The organism is Tractidigestivibacter montrealensis, from assembly GCF_024741235.1.
Lineage (GTDB): Bacteria > Actinomycetota > Coriobacteriia > Coriobacteriales > Atopobiaceae > Tractidigestivibacter > Tractidigestivibacter montrealensis.
The window spans coordinates 52,940-67,426 of record NZ_JANSKA010000007.1; the positions used below are offsets into that span (position 1 = coordinate 52,940).

The 14,487-nt window shown below is 63.9% G+C and carries 12 protein-coding genes; 1 reads left to right on the forward strand and 11 read right to left on the reverse strand.

Annotation, left to right across the window (positions count from 1 at the left end):
- Window positions 1-35: 35 nt before the first annotated feature.
- The 7 genes from NVS32_RS09740 to NVS32_RS09770 all read right to left on the reverse strand — a co-directional run bounded on the left by NVS32_RS09740 (window position 36) and on the right by NVS32_RS09770 (window position 8,048).
- Complete coding sequence (locus NVS32_RS09740) at window positions 36-266, reverse strand: hypothetical protein (RefSeq protein WP_117651638.1); 231 nt, start codon at window positions 264-266, stop codon at window positions 36-38.
- A 5-nt stretch (window positions 267-271) separates the two neighbouring features.
- On the reverse strand, window positions 272-1,867 hold the full coding sequence (locus tag NVS32_RS09745; RefSeq protein ID WP_258499638.1) for a PASTA domain-containing protein: 1,596 nt from the start codon (window positions 1,865-1,867) through the stop codon (window positions 272-274).
- A gap of 192 nt (window positions 1,868-2,059) precedes the next feature.
- Window positions 2,060-4,765: an ATP-dependent chaperone ClpB gene (gene clpB, locus NVS32_RS09750; protein WP_258499639.1), complete on the reverse strand. Its 2,706-nt coding sequence runs from the start codon at window positions 4,763-4,765 to the stop codon at window positions 2,060-2,062.
- Between the two features lie 873 nt (window positions 4,766-5,638).
- On the reverse strand, window positions 5,639-6,325 hold the full coding sequence (locus NVS32_RS09755) for a CPBP family intramembrane glutamic endopeptidase (RefSeq protein WP_258499640.1): 687 nt from the start codon (window positions 6,323-6,325) through the stop codon (window positions 5,639-5,641).
- Complete coding sequence (locus NVS32_RS09760; protein ID WP_258499641.1) at window positions 6,274-6,741, reverse strand: hypothetical protein; 468 nt, start codon at window positions 6,739-6,741, stop codon at window positions 6,274-6,276. Before NVS32_RS09760 ends, NVS32_RS09755 begins: the two co-directional genes overlap by 52 nt.
- Window positions 6,742-6,779: 38 nt before the next feature.
- Window positions 6,780-7,016, reverse strand: coding sequence for a type II toxin-antitoxin system antitoxin (locus NVS32_RS09765; protein WP_258499642.1), 237 nt, complete (start codon window positions 7,014-7,016; stop codon window positions 6,780-6,782).
- Window positions 7,017-7,037: 21 nt separating this feature from the next.
- Entirely contained in the window at window positions 7,038-8,048 is a 1,011-nt protein-coding gene (locus NVS32_RS09770) for an SPFH domain-containing protein (RefSeq protein ID WP_118110804.1), read from the reverse strand.
- Window positions 8,049-8,297: 249 nt separating this feature from the next.
- Here NVS32_RS09770 and NVS32_RS09775 point away from each other — a divergent pair, with 249 nt between their 5' ends.
- The gene (locus NVS32_RS09775; RefSeq protein WP_258499643.1) at window positions 8,298-9,491 is read left to right on the forward strand and encodes an ATP-binding protein; all 1,194 of its coding nucleotides are present in this window, start codon (window positions 8,298-8,300) and stop codon (window positions 9,489-9,491) included.
- A 52-nt stretch (window positions 9,492-9,543) separates the two neighbouring features.
- Here the strand turns inward: NVS32_RS09775 and NVS32_RS09780 are convergent, their stop codons facing one another.
- From NVS32_RS09780 to dnaK, 4 genes are all read right to left on the reverse strand, one after another.
- Window positions 9,544-9,996 carry a heat shock protein transcriptional repressor HspR gene (locus NVS32_RS09780; protein WP_258499644.1) on the reverse strand — a complete coding sequence of 151 codons (453 nt, stop codon included), beginning with the start codon at window positions 9,994-9,996 and terminating at the stop codon, window positions 9,544-9,546.
- Complete coding sequence (locus NVS32_RS09785; RefSeq protein WP_258499645.1) at window positions 9,986-10,945, reverse strand: DnaJ C-terminal domain-containing protein; 960 nt, start codon at window positions 10,943-10,945, stop codon at window positions 9,986-9,988. Before NVS32_RS09785 ends, NVS32_RS09780 begins: the two co-directional genes overlap by 11 nt.
- A gap of 63 nt (window positions 10,946-11,008) precedes the next feature.
- Window positions 11,009-11,857, reverse strand: a complete 849-nt coding sequence (locus NVS32_RS09790; RefSeq protein ID WP_258499646.1) for a nucleotide exchange factor GrpE — start codon at window positions 11,855-11,857, stop codon at window positions 11,009-11,011.
- Window positions 11,858-11,964: 107 nt separating this feature from the next.
- A complete protein-coding gene (gene dnaK / locus NVS32_RS09795; RefSeq protein ID WP_032110033.1) occupies window positions 11,965-13,878 on the reverse strand; it encodes a molecular chaperone DnaK in 1,914 nt (637 codons plus the stop codon).
- Between the last annotated feature and the right edge of the window lie 609 nt (window positions 13,879-14,487).

Genomic DNA, 14,487 nt, shown 5'->3' on the forward strand with positions numbered 1-14,487 from the left:
CCGCGCCGGTGCCGGCGTCGCACAACATGGCCGCGCTAGTCCCACGGGTCGCGCTCAAAGAGCGGCTCGGGGTGTGGCTGGCGGTCCGAATACGGGTCGTAGCCGTCGTCATCCTCGTTCTCCGCGCGAATAAAGGGTTGGTCAACGGGGTCAATCTTCTCGGCAGATGGCTTTGTTGCGGGCGCGGGCTTCGCCGCAGGCGCCAGTGACGGAGTCGCCTTCTTGTCCGCGCACGCGTCCTTGGGCGCGACGTTCCTCTCGTCCATGCACGTCACTTCCCGTAGTAGTTAGTAATGGCGATGTAGCTCGCCAGGTCGTTTCCGTAGTCGCTCAGGTCGATGCCGTCATAGTGGCTCTTGGATGCAATGGTCACGACCACGTGCGTCGAGGACCCGTTGAGGCTCCCAATGAGGATGCTCCACACGTAGTTGCCCTGCTGGCCGTAGCCGCTGATGAACGAGAGTCCGGTCTTGTCGATGGTGCGCGTTGTCTGCGCCGTATCGGCGGTGCACGAGGAGACCAGGTTGCTCAGGCCGCAGGCGTCCATCACGGCCGAGATGCCGCTTGAGCTGATGGCCGCACTCGACGAGACCGCCGAGGCAGAGGCCTGGAGCCGCACCCCACCCACGGCCTTCCCGGCCGTAAGCGAGCTGGTACCCGTACCGGCACCAAGGGCATCTGCGGACTCGGGGTAGTCCGTGATGGTGATGGTCGCCGTGCCGTCGGAGTAGACCGCGTAGGCATTGCCGCTGGGGAACACGCCCGTGGACGAGACGGAATAGCCCTGCTTCGTGAGGTACGCGTCCAAGTCTGCGGGATCGATGTTAAAGTACTCGGCTAGGTGGTATGCGTCCATCAGCTTGGGCGACGGCACGTACAGGGTGACCGTGGAGCCCTCGGAGACCTGGGTGCCCGCCTCGGGCGAGGTCGAGACCACGGCATTCTCCTCGCCCTTCTCGTCCGTGTACGAGACGGTGTGAGCGAGACCCGCCGCCTCGATGGCCTTCTCGGCATCAGAGAGCGTGAGACCAACCACGTCTGGCACCTTAAAGGGCTGCGCCACCGTGAGCGTGATCTGGTCTGACGAGACAAACGCCTCACCCTCGCCGGGATCCACCGCGAGCACTGTGCCCTCCGCCTCGCTGGAGTTCTGGTATGCAATGGAGATGTTCTCGGCACCCACGTTGTACAGGGCCGTCTTTGCGTCCGCCTGGCTCATGCCCACAACCGAGGGTACCGTGCGCGCAACCCCCACGGTTATGGTCACCGAGAGGTCGTCGCCCGTGCGCGTGCCTGCCGCGGGATCCATCGAGATGACCTTGCCCACGTTGTCATCGGAGAGGACCTCGTTGACGTTGACGGTGAAGCCAAGCGGCGAGAGGGTCGAGCGGGCTTCGGTCTCGGTCTTGCCCACCACGTCGGGCAGGGTCTTGCCGCCCCAGTACTCGTTCACGTAGGTGTACTTCACCACGAAGGCCGCTGCGGCGAGAAGCGCGACAACCACGAGGACCACGGCGAGCGGGTGCACGCGGCTGCGGTGCTTGTCGTTCGCCGTTACTGGTGAGTCGATGGCCATGGGCGCATAGGGGGTCACGCGCGTGAAGTCCGCGTCATTGATGGGAGCGTAGGGGTCGTCCATCGCGTCGATGCCATCCGGACCCTCGCCGGACGAGACGGCGTGGGGCACCACGATGGTGGGCATATCGTCGCTCGCGGTGTCACCAGTACCCTCGGGCGATGGCGGCGCGGCAAGCTGGGTCGCGTTAGGGTCCGTAAGCACCGTGGCGTCGGGATCCGCAAGCCGCGTGGCATCCGGGTCGTCGCGCTTTGCCCGTGTGGCTTCTCCCCCAAGCTCTGGATCATCCATGTCGCAACCTCCCCGGACCAACGGTGTCTGCTGAGCTGCTCTCCATTGTGCCCCAACAGGGAAAATCGCGCCGCGCAAACGCCGTTCGCGGAGCCGGCAGCCGCGCACACAAAAAAGCGGCCCCGGAGCGCTGGCTCCGGGGCCGCGTTAACGCCGTGACTTGCACCGCCGTTTGGCAGCGTCCTTCTCGCCCTACTCCACGGAGTCAGGCTCGACGGGCTCGTCGCCCGTGGCGGGCTCGGCCGCACCGGCGCTGGCTTCGGCGGCAACCGCCTCGGCCGCGCGACGGCGGCTCTCCTCGCTCGCCGCGTCATCGCGGGCAGCGAAGAGCCTGTCGTCGTCGCCAACGTCCACCTTCACGGTATCGCCCTCGCCGACCTTGCCGTCGATGATGAGGTTGGCGACGTTGTCGACAACCTGGCGCTGGATCAGGCGCTTGAGCGGACGCGCGCCGTAGACGGGGTCAAGGCCGTCATGAGCAAGCGACTGCTTGGCCTCGGGCGTAAGCTCGAGCGTGATGCGCTCGCGCGCCAGGCGAGCACGAACGTCCTTGAGCTGGATGTCCACGATCTTCTCGATATCGGAGAGGCCCAGCGGGTGGAAGACAACCACGTCGTCGATCCTGTTGAGGAACTCCGGCTTGAAGGTCTGACGCAGGGCGTCGTTGACCTTGCGCTGCACCTCCTCGGGATCGCTCTGCGCGTTGGTGCCGGCAATAAACTGGCTGCCCACGTTGGACGTCATGATGATGATCGTGTTCTTGAAGCTCACGACGCGGCCCTGGCCGTCGGTGAGGCGCCCGTCATCGAGCACCTGCAGCAGGATGTTGAAGACGTCGGGGTGCGCCTTCTCCATCTCGTCGAGCAGGATCACGCTATACGGATGCCTGCGCACGGCCTCGGTAAGCTGGCCACCCTCGTCGTAGCCCACGTATCCCGGGGGTGCGCCAATGAGGCGCTGGACGCTGAACTTCTCCATGTACTCGGACATGTCGATGCGCACGAGCGCGCGCTCGTCGTCGAAGAGGCACTCAGCCAACGCCTTGGCCAGCTCGGTCTTGCCCACGCCCGTGGGGCCCAGGAAGAAGAAGCTGCCGATGGGCCTGTTGGGGTCCGAGAGACCCGCACGGCTGCGGCGCACGGCCGCGGCAACGGCCGAGACGGCCTCGTCCTGCCCCACGACGCGCTTGTGGAGCTCGGCCTCGAGGTTCTTGAGCTTGTCCATCTCGCCCTGCATCATCTTGGACACGGGCACGCCCGTCCACTCGGAGACCACGTCGGCGATCTCCTCGGACGTGACCTCCTCCTTGAGGATGCCGCCGGACTCCTGCTTCTGCGAGAGCGCCTCGGACGCGGCGTCATACTCGCGCTGGAGCGAGGGGATGGTCGAGTAGCGCAGCTCGGAGGCCTTGGCAAGGTCGCCGTCACGCGTGGCACGCTCCATCTCGCCCTTGGCGTCCTCGATCTGGGACTTGAGGTCCTGGACGTGGTCGATGGCCTGCTTCTCGTTCTGCCAGTTGGCCTTCATGCCGTCGAGCTTCTCGCGGGTGGTGGCTATCTCGCCGCGCAGCTTCTTGAGCCGCTCGCGCGATGCCTCGTCCTCCTCCTTCATGAGGGCCTGCTCCTCGATCTGCATCTGGGTGAGCTGGCGGTCGACGGCATCGATGTCTGCCGGCATGGAGTCAAGCTCCATGCGCAGGCGGCTTGCCGCCTCGTCCACGAGGTCGATGGCCTTGTCGGGCAGGAAGCGGTCAGAGATGTAGCGGTTGGAAAGATCTGCTGCCGAGACGAGCGCGGCGTCCGTGATGCGCACGCGGTGGTGCTGCTCGTACTTGTCCTTGATGCCGCGGAGAATCGAGATGGTCTCCTCGACGCTGGGCTCCGACACCATGACCGGCTGGAACCTGCGCGCAAGAGCCTGGTCCTTCTCGATGTACTTGCGGTACTCGTCAAGCGTCGTGGCGCCAATGGCGTGCAGCGCGCCGCGGGCAAGCGCAGGCTTCAGGATGTTGCCTGCGTCCATGGAGCCCTCGGTTGCGCCGGCACCCACGATGGTGTGCAGCTCATCGATGAACAGGATGATGCGCCCGTCGGACTTCTCGACCTCCTTGAGCACGGACTTCAGGCGGTCCTCGAACTCGCCGCGGTACTTGGCGCCGGCTACAAGGGCGCTCATGTCAAGCTCGATGACGTCCTTGTCGCGGATGGTGGAGGGCACGTCGCCCGAGACAATGCGCTCCGCCAGGCCCTCGACGATGGCGGTCTTGCCCACGCCGGGCTCGCCGATAAGCACGGGGTTGTTCTTGGTGCGGCGGCTCAGCACCTGGATGGTGCGGCGAATCTCCTCAACGCGGCCGATGACCGGGTCAAGCTTGCCCTGACGGGCGAGGTCCGTGATGTTGCGGCCGTACTTGGAGAGGGCCTCAAACTCCGGCTTGGAGTCCTGGCTGGTCACGCGCTCGTCGCCGCGCAGGGCCTCGTAGGCCTCCTGCACGCGCTTGCCCGTGACGCCGGCGGACTTGAGGATGCTGCCGGCCTCGGAGCGATCATCCGCGAGCGCGCACAGCAGGTGCTCGCTCGTGACGTAGGAGTCGCCCATCTTGGTTGCGAGCTTCTCGGCGGCGTCCGCCACGCGCACGAAGTTGGTGCCAGCGCCCATCTGCGAGTTGTCACCCGTGACCTTGGGCGCGTTGGCGATGGCGCGGTCTACCTGCGACTCTATTGCGGCCGGGTCCGCGCCCACGCGCTCCACGATTGCCTTGATGTTCTGCTCACCGGAGCTGAGAAGGGCCTTGAGCAGGTGGACTGGCTCCACCTGGCCCGCCTCGGCATCCGTCGCGATGCCGACGGCAGACTGCAGCGCCTCCTGGGCGGTGACTGCCCACTTATCAATTCTCATATGCATCACTCCCTATGGTCCGCACGGCCTGAGGGGCGGCGGAATCTGTTTATCGTGAATGAGTATTCCCCCTTGAGAGGCGATATATACAGAATCTAAGTGTTCTTGTAGCAGATTTTCGTATGTGATGGCACGTAGGATTTGCTGCCGAGAAGAACCGGGGTCTTGCTTGCGGCTCTACCCTCTCGGCAGCCACACCCGCCAGCCCCTCTCGGCGGCCAGCCCTTCTCGGCGGCCAGCCCCTCTCGGCGGCCAAAGCTCAAAAGTGAACACGAAATCAATCCGAGGAAATGCGCAACAACGTTATCCAATATAACGTTTTAGCCCAACCGTTTTCGTGTTCACTTTTCAGGCGACGAGCGCGGCGAGAGACAGTCGCGAGGCCCGGAAGCGCACGGGGGCCTTGGCTCTCGCGAAAGCGTCCACCAAAAGCGAACACGAAATCAATCGCGGATGCCGTGCGGCCTCATTTTCACAGGAATCATTTAGCGGTCATTGTTTTCGTGTTCACTTTTCAGGCGACGAGCGCGGCGCGAGACAAGCGCGAGGCCCGCTAGGGTACTGGGCATCGCCCCGTTGCTGCGTCCTCGCACCCCCCGCGTCCTCGCGTCCTCGCACCCTCAAAAGTGAACACGAAATCAATCCGAGGAAATGCGCAACAACGTTATTCCATATAACGATTTAACCCGACCGTTTTCGTGTTCACTTTTGCAGCGTGGGTCGAGTCGATGTCGAGTGGAGGGGCGTGCCGGAGCACGCAGCGCCCGGCGGGGATACGCCGCCACCAGACGCGCGGCGCCCGGCGGACATGCGGCGGAGTTTATCGCTATTTTTAAACGACGATTGCGTTTGCCCAGGTCGCCGCAGCGAAAGTTAAAAAATAGCGATATTCTCTGCGGTTGGCGCAGAGGGATTGGGGGCTGCCGCTGGAACGCCGAGGCCGTCGGGACCGCCAGCACCGTCGGGACCGCCAGCACCGTCGGGACCGTCGGCGCCAGCGTCGGCCCAGAGGTCCGTCGGCCTCGCGCCCCAACGCTCGCCAAGCCACCATACCAGCGCGCAGCCAGCGACCAGCACGACCGCCGCCATCGCCGACCCCTCGATCCCAAAACCGGGGTCGTATGCAAATCTCGCCACGGGCGTGGTTCCCGGAGTCACGCCAAAGATCGCAAACGGCGTGGTGCCGCCGCTATTGGGCAGCCCAAACAGTACGGCCTGTGTGAAATTCCAACTTGCGTGCAGCCCAAACGCCATCCAAGGGCTATCGAGCTTCCACACGGCCAGGCCAAACAGGACCCCGCAGAGCGCCAGGTTAACGAGGGCAAGCGCCGTCAACACGCTGTTTGCCAGATGCAGCAGCGTGAAGAACACCGTGCTCAGCGCAATCGCAAACACATGGCTTCCCGTAACGCGAAACGTTCGCTCGTAGAGATAGCACCGGCAGACAAGCTCCTCGGCAGAGGACTGCACAAAGACGGCGAGAAAGACCGCGATGATGCCCGCCACGTTCACGCCAACAAGCGAGAGGGAAAAGCTGCCCTCAAGCACCGCGACCAGCACGCACGCGCCGTTGAGCACAAATCCCAGGAGCAGCCCCAGGCCAAGCCGCGCCGGAGTGTTTCCGTGACTGCACCCAGGATGGGCCTTACGCGCTTGCTTGCGCGCAGGTAGATGAGAAACACGATCCAAATGCCAATGAAGCTCAGGTAGAACGCCATCGTGTAAATCGCGGAGGCCGCGGAAGTAGAGTATTCGCCCTCCGCAAGCCCAAGCATTCCCAGACCGCCCTGGAGCGCAAGGACATTCACCATGTCCTGCACGCCCTCGCCCGAGGTCACAGCCCCGTAGGCAAACGCCGCAATGGAAATCGCAACAGCCCCGCCCACGACAGACCCCAGAACAAGCAACGCAAATGCCAGAGCATAGCTGCCAACCAGGCCAAGCACGCTCTTGGGGGTCGGACGTTCTCCTGCCATCACAGCCTCCGTTTCGGAGACGCCCCAGGCGAGAAGCACTAGCCCCTCTCGCCCGCGCCGCCACGCTCGCCCGCGCCGTCGTTGCTCTTGTCGCCCGCGCCGCCACGCTCGCCCGCGCCATCACGGTCCGGAAGCCTCCCGGCGCGCCGGAGCGCGTCTCGCAAAACCCACTCCACCTGTGCGTTGGCGCTGCGCATGTCGTCCTCGGCCCAGCGCTCGACCGCGGCCCAGATCTCCGGGTCGATGCGCAGGGGATATTGCTTGCGACGTGTCATGCGCAGATGCCTCCGCGGGCCTTAGTACAGCGACCCGGTGTTGAGCACCGGCTGCGCCTCGGACTCGCCGCAGAGAACCACCATGAGGTTGGACGCCATGGTTGCTTTGCGGTCCTCGTCAAAGTCGACGATTCCGCCGTCCGAGAGCTCGGAGAGCGCCATGTCAACCATCGAGACGGCACCCTCGACAATTTTCTTACGAGCGGCAATAATGGCCTCAGCCTGCTGGCGGCGAAGCATCGCGGGCGCAATCTCGGGCGCGTAGGCAAGGTGCGTAAGGCGCGCGTCGTCGACCTCCACGCCCGCGGGCGCCAGGCGCAGGCCCAGCTCCTCCTTCAGGCTGTTCGAGACCTCCTCGATGTTGGAGCGCAGCGTGATGCTGGTATTGGCCGCGTCGTCGTCCTCCATGTGGTCATAGGCGTAGATGCTTGCCACGTGGCGCAGCGCGGTCTCGGTCTGCATGGCGACGTAGGAGATATAGTTGTCCACGTCAAAGAGGGCCTTGGCGGTGTCGGACACGCGCCACACCACAACCGTAGCAATCTCGATGGGGTTGCCCTGCTTATCGTTGACCTTGATGCGCTCGCCGTTGTGCGTGCGCGCGCGGAGCGACACCTTGGTCGAGATGCCCGTTGCCGCCTTGACCGCGAGGCCACCCTTCTTGCCGCCCTCCTCGGCGACCTCCTCGTTCGGGCCGGACTCGCTCATCTTGCGGCTGTAGAAAGGGTTCGCCCAGTAGAAGCCCGACTCGCGGATGGTGCCAATGTAGTTGCCAAAGAGAAGGCAGACCTTCGCCTCGCCCGGCTGGAGGGCGATAAACCCAGAGCTTAGGACAAAGCCCAGCGCAAGCAGCAGGAAGCCGGCGAGCATCATGGGGCCGGCGTACGGCGGCTCCGGCAGCCCCGCGTCATCCGCCGTGGCGAGAAGCATGATGGACCACACCAAGCCCGCGCAGCTTGCCGCAAAGACAAGCACGGTGATAACGAGCATTGCCCAACCCGACTTAGCCTTGATGAGTTTCTCGGACGTCATCTCTGCCCCTTTCCGCTTCGGCCTCCATCATACGTGCCGGGCCGATTGGCCTCAATGTGATATCACAATAATATCCACATTGGACACATAGCACAATATCTGTTGGGGTAATGGGTTTGTAAGGACTATGCGAGAGCAGCCGCGCCCGGCGAGCATCTCACCCATTCGGCGTATTGAGTAAATTTACTCAGTATATTGAGTATAATTACTCAATAGCTACAAACTCTAACAGAAAGCGCAGGATGCACCGTGTTCCAACGCCACCAGGTCAAAACTATTGCCTCACGCATGGTGGAGGCCAACAACCCCCTCATCCAGGTTGTTGTTGGTCCGCGTCAGACCGGCAAAAGCACCGTGCTCGCCCAGGCCCTCGAAGCCGTGAACCTTGAGCGCTCGTTCGTCAGCGCCGACGACGCAATAACCCCCAACCCAGAGTGGCTCCAGACAGAATGGCAGCAGGCTCGCAACATGACAAGAAACGGCTTGCAACCTGTCATATTTGTCGTCGACGAGGTGCAGAAGGTTCCGCACTGGCCAACTGTCGTCAAATCTCTGTACGACGCGGATCGACGCACAAACACACCCGTTCGCGTTGTTCTCAGCGGTTCATCCGCCCTTCTTCTTCACAAGGGGTTGGAGGACTCCCTCATGGGGCGCTTCGAGCTCATACGTTCGCCGCACTGGAGTCTCGAGGAGTGCTCACAAGCATTTGGCTACAGCCTCGACGACTACCTCTACCTCGGAGGATACCCTGGTGCAGCACGCTTCGCGAATGACGAGAAGCGCTGGGGCGCCTATGTGCGCGACGCTATAGTGGAGCCCACCATCTCTCAAGACGTTCTGGCGCTCGACCAGGTAAGAAAGCCCGCCCTCATGAGAGCGCTCTTCAAGCTTGGGGCGTCCTACTCTGCACAGGAGCTCTCGTACACAAAGATGCTCGGACAGCTCCAGGACGCGGGGAACACCACAACGCTCGCACACTACCTCGACCTTCTCGACAAAGCGGGCATGCTGTGCGGGCTGCCTAAGTACGACCCCAAGCCAGTCACCCGACGCAAGAGCTCTCCGCGCCTCATGGTGTTTGACACGTCTCTCATGACCGCGACGAGCGGCATCGGGCGCATAGTGTACGAGTCGGATCCGGCGCGCAGGGGCCACCTCATTGAATCCGCCGTTGGTGCGCGCCTTCTCGCAAGGGCCCCCGAAGAGGGCTTCGAGCTCTTCTGGTGGCGAGAGGGGACAAGCGAAGTCGACTTCGTTGCTTCCCGCAACGGTTCGCTCTCGGCTATCGAGGTCAAAGGCGGCGGAGAAGCTCGACGGAGCGGCATGGCGGAGTTCCTCTCCCGGCATCCCGAAGCAAAACGCATTGTGGTTGGTGGAAGCTCCGCGGGAGCATGCAGCTTGGATGACTTCCTCCGCGACCGCGCCCCGCTGTTCTTCTAGCCCCAGCAGGCCGCATTTCTCGCCGCCGCCCCCACACAAAAAACGACCCCGCCTACTCGACGGGGTCGTTGCTGCCGTTACCGAGAAGCCCTCGCATGACCTGCTCGGGACTTTGCCCGTCGTAGCGGGCAAGCGCCGTGATCCTCTCGCGCATGTGGTACTCGTGGACCTCGTCCTCGAGCTCGCGCACGCGTGCGCGCAGGCGGTCGATCTCCTCGTCCCGCTCGCGGGCTCGCTCGCGCATGTCCATGATGCGCACCACGCCGGCCAGGTTGATTCCCTCGTCAGTGAGCTTGGAGATGAGGTTGAGCCGGTCGATGTCGGCTTGCGAGTACAGGCGCGTGTTGCCGCGCGAGCGGCCGGGCGTGACCAGGCCCTTCTGCTCGTACACGCGAAGGGTCTGGGGATGCATGCCCGTGAGCTCCGCGGCCACGCTGATCATGTACAGGGGCTTGTCCCTGTCGCGCGCGTCGCGACCCTCGGATGCGCCATCGCTACGACCCATAGCGCTCGACGTCCTTCCTGTAGTCTCGCTTGTCGGCATCCATCAGGGCGCCAAGACTGTCGCGCTCCTTCTTTGAAAGCGACGTAGGCACCTTTACGCGGATGGTCACGTAGAGCGCGCCACGCGTGCCCTTGCGCTTGACATTGGGCGCGCCCAGGTCGCGGAAGCGGAAGCGCTTGCCGTCCTGCGTCCCGGCGGGCACCTTGAGACGAACCTCGGTACCGTTTGGCGTAGGAACGTCGACCGTCGCGCCAAGCGCGGCCTCGTACATGCTTATCGGCAGCTCCATGCGGATGTCGGCACCGTCGCGCTTGAAGAGCGGGTGCTCCTCCACGTGCGTGGTGATCACGAGGTCGCCGCGCTGGCCGCCGTTCGCGCCGTACTCGCCGCGACCGCGGTAGCGCAGCTTGCCGCCATCCACGGCACCAGCCGGGATCTTGACGGTAAGCGTCTGCTCCTCGCCTGTTGACGGTACACGGTATGACACCTTGCGTGTTGCGCCGTTGAGCGCCTCGTCAAAGGTGACATCGATGCGCATGGTGAGGTCCCCGCCCTTGGCGGGCCGCTGGGCCTGCTGGCGAGCAGCGCCGCCAAAAATGGACGAGAAGTCAAAGCCACCAAAGTCGCCGCCCATGCCATTGAAGATGTCGGACCAGTCGCCGTTGCCACCAACGTTGGTGTAGGTGTACGTGCGCCTGGGACCACCGGAGCCGCCGAAGTCTGCGCCGGGAATGCCGCCAAACATGAGCAGCTGGTCGTACTCCTTGCGCTTCTTCTCGTCCGACAGCGTGGTATAGGCCTCGGAGATCTCCTTGAACTTCTTCTCGTCGCCACCGGCATCGGGGTGGTACTTGGCCGCAAGCTTGCGGAATGCCTTCCGGATCTCATCCTGGGTGGCGTCGCGCTTCACGCCCAAGATGTCGTAGTACGTTTTCTTACCATTGGCCATGGTTTCGCACGAGCCCCCTCTCATATCAATGCGCCCGGACCGAGCGGCCCGGGCGCCGTTATACTACTTTTCCTTTGCGGCGTCATTGCCCGAGCCAGGGCCCTTGTCGCCGCTGTCCTTAGCGTTGGCGTCCTTGTCGGCCGCGGCGTCCGCGGGACGCTTGGGTCCGCCGTAGGTCACGGTCACCATAGCGGTGCGGATGACCTTCTTGCCCATGCGGTAGCCCTTCTGGTAGACCTGGTCGACCGTCTCGTCGTAGGCGTCCTTGTCCTCGCGGCGGCCAACGGCCTGGTGCTCAAGCGGGTTGAACGGCTCGCCGGCGGGGTTGATCTCTTCGACGCCCTCCTTGGAGAGCACGCCCACCATCTTGTCGTGGACGGCCGAGACGCCATCGACGAACTGCTTGAACTGCTCGGACGTGGCGTCCTTCTCAACGCCAGAGGCGTGCTCGAGCGCGCGCTCCATGTCGTCGATAACGGGCAGCAGGTTCACCACGAGCTTCTCGGCTGCGCGCTCGCGCTCGTCCAGACGCTCCTGGGCCGTGCGACGGCGGTAGTTGTCCCAGTCCGCCTGGAGACGGACCAGGCGATCGGTGGACTCGGCGGCCTCCTTCTTGGCCTTCTCGATGTCCTCCGTCATGTCGCTAAGCTTCTTCTGCAGCTCATCGCGCTCGGAGCGAAACTTCTTCGCGTCCTCGACGGCCTCCTGCTCAAGCACCTCGTCGGCAGCCTTCATGGCAGCGGCGCGCATTGCCGCGTCATCGTCCGGGTCGATGTCACCGGGGGCAGAGCTGGCGGCGGCTGTGGCCGCGCCCACCGTGGCTGCCGAAGCGCCTGCGGGCGAGGGCTCGGCCTCGCTCGACTGCGCGGTGCCAGGCTTCTTCTCGTCTGCATCCTCGTTTGGCACTTTCACGTCACCCTCCTCATGCGTACCAGAGGGAGCGGCCTTCTCGGCCGCCCCCTAGACAGGTTATCTTGGAGATGCGGCGCCGCAGCGTGGCCGCGGCGCCAATCTCTGGGCTAGTCCTTCTTCTTGTCGTCGTCGACGACCTCGTAGTCGGCGTCGACCACGTCATCGGCAGAGCCGGAGCCAGCGTTGGACGCGCCCGCGTTGCCGCCTGCCGTCTGCTCCTGCGTGTTGGAGTACACGACCTCCGCCAGCTTGTGGCTGGCCTCCTGGAGCTTCTCGCCAGCGGCCTTAATGGCGTCGATATCCGTGCCTTCGAGTGCCTTCTTGGCAGCGTCAACGGCGTCCTGGACGTTCTTGCGCTGGTCCTCGGGCACCTTGTCACCAAGGTCCTTCAGGGTCTGCTCGGTGGAGTAGCAGAGGGAGTCGGTCTGGTTGCGGACCTCGATCTCGTCCTTGTGCTTCTTGTCCTCCTCGGCGTGGGACTCGGCGTCCTTGACCATGCGGTCGACCTCGTCGTCAGAGAGCGCGGTGGAGCCGGAGATGGTGATCTGCTGGGACTTGCCGGTGGCCTTGTCCTTAGCGGTGACCTTCACGATGCCGTTGGCGTCGATGTCGAAGGTGACCTCAATCTGAGGCACGCCACGCGGCGCGGCGGGGATGCCGGTGAGGGTGAACTTGCCGAGCGACTTGTTGTCGGCGGCCATCTCGCGCTCGCCCTGCAGGACGTTGATCTCGACGGACGTCTGGTTGTCGGCGGCCGTAGAGTAGACCTCGGTCTTGCTCGTGGGGATCGTGGTGTTGCGGTCGATCATCTTGGTCATGACACCGCCCATGGTCTCGACGCCGAGCGACAGCGGCGTGACGTCGAGAAGCAGGATGCCGGAGACGTCGCCGGTAAGGACGCCGCCCTGGACGGCCGCGCCGTCAGCAACGACCTCGTCGGGGTTCACGGACATGTTAGGCTGCTTACCGGTCATCTGCTTGACGAGCTCCTGCACGGCGGGCATACGGCTGGAGCCGCCCACGAGGATGACCTCGTCAACGTCGGAGATCTGCATGTTGGCGTCGCGAAGCGCCTTGGTCACAGGGGCCTTGCAGCGGTCGAGAAGGTCACGCGTGATGCGCTCGAACTCGGCGCGGGTCAGCGTGTAGTTGAGGTGCTTGGGGCCGGTTGCGTCAGCGGTGATGAAGGGCAGGTTGATGTCAGCCTGCTGCGCGGCGGAGAGCTCCTTCTTGGCGTTCTCGGCGGCCTCCTTCAGGCGCTGGAGCGCCATGGGGTCCTTACGCAGGTCGATTCCGTTCTCCTGCTGGAACTTGTCAGCGGCCCAATCGATCACGCGCTGGTCCCAGTCGTCGCCGCCCAGGTGGTTATCGCCGTTGGTGGCGAGAACCTCAACCACGCCGTCCGCGAGGTCGAGCAGAGAGACGTCGAAGGTGCCGCCGCCCAGGTCGAAGACGAGGACCTTCTGCTCGGCGCCCTTCTTGTCCAGGCCGTAGGCAAGGGCCGCGGCCGTAGGCTCGTTGACGATACGCTTGACGTCGAGACCAGCGATCTTGCCAGCGTCCTTGGTGGCCTGACGCTGGGCGTCGTTAAAGTACGCCGGGACGGTGATGACAGCCTCGGTGACGGGCTCGCCGAGGTACTTCTCGGCGTCGGCCTTCATCTTGCCAAGGATCATGGCGCTAATCTGCTCGGGCGTGAAGTCCTCGCCGTCGATCTCGACAACGGCGCGGTTGCCGGTGCCGCTCTTGACGGTGTACGGGACGGTCTTGAGCTCGGAGCCAACCTCGTCGTAGCGACGACCCATGAAACGCTTGATCGAGAAGACCGTGTTCTTGGGGTTGGTGACTGCCTGGTTCTTGGCGGCCTTGCCCACGATACGGTCGCCGTCGGCACGGAAGCCAACGACGGACGGAGTGGTGCGGTCGCCCTCGGCGTTCACGATGATGGTGGGCTCGCCGCCCTCGAGGACTGCCATTGCAGAGTTGGTTGTACCAAGGTCAATACCGAGAATCTTGCCCATGGTGTGCGTTCCTTTCCTTTTGCGCCGCCGCGGCATTTGCCGTGCTCAGCGCTTTGTTCGCTCTTGTACGTTATGTCTTATGCCCCCTGTGGTTTGACTTTATACATTATCTAAGTCTCAATACATGAGATTTTTTGACGTTGCGCGGCGCAAGGGGTGGGCGTGGGGCCGAGCGACATCCCGCAACCGCTCGGGCAGCCACCCCCGCCAGTGCTGCTGAGAAGGAATCGGACAAAATCCAGGCCGAGAGGGGCGAGAAACGTCGGGATCCTTCTCAACGGCACGTGAGAGCCGTCCACCTCCCCACCGGCGGCGGGCGGACTTCCGGTTGGCAGCAGTTTTGGTGAGAATCCTTATGTGGCCGCGGCGCAGGGGCAATTCGCTGACCTGCGGTTCATCAGCCCTCGAACCGCTTTGTACTTGGGGTACCCCTGGAAAACCATAGCCCAACCGTCGATCTCTGCCACCGGGCGCGCAGGGGGTGGAAGGGCCTACTGCCCGGGGCGACCCCAGGGCCCGACAGGTGTCCAAACTACGCACGGTGGGTGCCGAGAGATACAAAAGCCCAGGCCAACGCAAACCTTAACCGCAGCCGTGCGTAGTTCGGGG